At 40.5% G+C, this 1,002-nt stretch carries 2 protein-coding genes and 1 pseudogene; all 3 read right to left on the reverse strand.

What is annotated here, in order from left to right; all coding sequences use genetic code 11:
• A pseudogene (locus L696_RS28280) lies at window positions 1-365 on the reverse strand (hypothetical protein); the annotation flags it as partial.
• Window positions 362-652 (reverse strand): hypothetical protein, encoded by a 291-nt coding sequence (locus tag L696_RS0106155; protein WP_025682868.1) that lies wholly within the window; start codon window positions 650-652, stop codon window positions 362-364. The gene L696_RS0106155 and the pseudogene L696_RS28280, both read right to left, overlap by 4 nt.
• Entirely contained in the window at window positions 652-963 is a 312-nt protein-coding gene (locus tag L696_RS0106160) for a phage head-tail connector protein (RefSeq protein ID WP_025682869.1), read from the reverse strand. The genes L696_RS0106155 and L696_RS0106160 overlap by 1 nt, the downstream gene beginning before the upstream one ends.
• Window positions 964-1,002 lie beyond the last annotated feature (39 nt).

Below are 1,002 nucleotides of genomic sequence, written 5' to 3' on the forward strand. Positions count from 1 at the left end.
CCCTCTGGCATGGAGATAACTTTACCTGTTTCCGTTGAAAACGTTCTGGCTTCTACCACAGAATCAAACCATTTCACCTGTCCATTCCAGTTTAAAGCCAACCATTGATTACATTTTCGCATCCTGCCTCGACAAGACTTTTCATTTTGATCCACCTGACTGGTAATTAAATATCGTTCATAGCGATAGTCTACGATATCTCCTGTATGTAAGGGTGTCGCTGCCCGAATGATTTTTTCATCAGTCATTTGAATGGTATTTGTCGCATCCCGGATCAGAGCAAGCTGTCTTACACCGTTGATATGTACAAGCTCACCTTTTTCTCGAAGAAAGAAATCCATCATCGGCTCTAAGCTCCTTGTCACTCCTCCACCTCCAAACCAAAATCTGGCTTGCAGCGATACAGGTACAACTCCACATAATCATTCCATTCCTTCATATCCAAAATAATAAAGACATCCTTAGCAAATTGGACATAGCCGTTTAATTGCAATAAGGATTCCAGTGGACAGAAAGCTCGATATATTGTCTCCAAGGTGTAACTATCTTCAAATGAAAAGCTTTTGCGATAAGGTTGTACATCTGCCATCACTGACAGAACAGGGTTGAAATGAGTAGCATCTAAAATTTCCAGCTTCGTATCGTAGAACATTAATCTGTTCCGACCTTGATTTTAGGCAGAGGAAGAGTAAGTCGAATACTTTCCGGAATGCCTATTTCATAGGTAGCTGAGCGTTCACCTTCCTGCTTAGTTATAAGTCCAACCGAATCCCTATTTTTATAGAGATACACAGCATAATCGACCATAACATGATCGTATTCCACAGGGAGTGTTGCCACATTACAATAGCCTAGAATATTACCCTTGGCTTTGTTTAAGTAATGAATCAAGATATCGTCTTTAGATATATCTGTTGGCTCCATACTTAATAATCGTTTCATCAAATCCATTTGCTCACTCATGTACTGTCTCCTGTTCCTCCTTTACCTGTGCCTTCTCGG

Source organism: Paenibacillus maysiensis (assembly GCF_000520815.1).
Lineage (GTDB): Bacteria > Bacillota > Bacilli > Paenibacillales > Paenibacillaceae > Paenibacillus > Paenibacillus maysiensis.

What these genes read in the sequence shown, in the direction of transcription:
- L696_RS0106155 (WP_025682868.1), bottom strand. Translation starts at nt 652, where the DNA reads ATGTTCTACGATACGAAGCTGGAAATTTTAGATGCTACTCATTTCAAC.
- L696_RS0106160 (WP_025682869.1), bottom strand. Translation starts at nt 963, where the DNA reads ATGAGTGAGCAAATGGATTTGATGAAACGATTATTAAGTATGGAGCCA.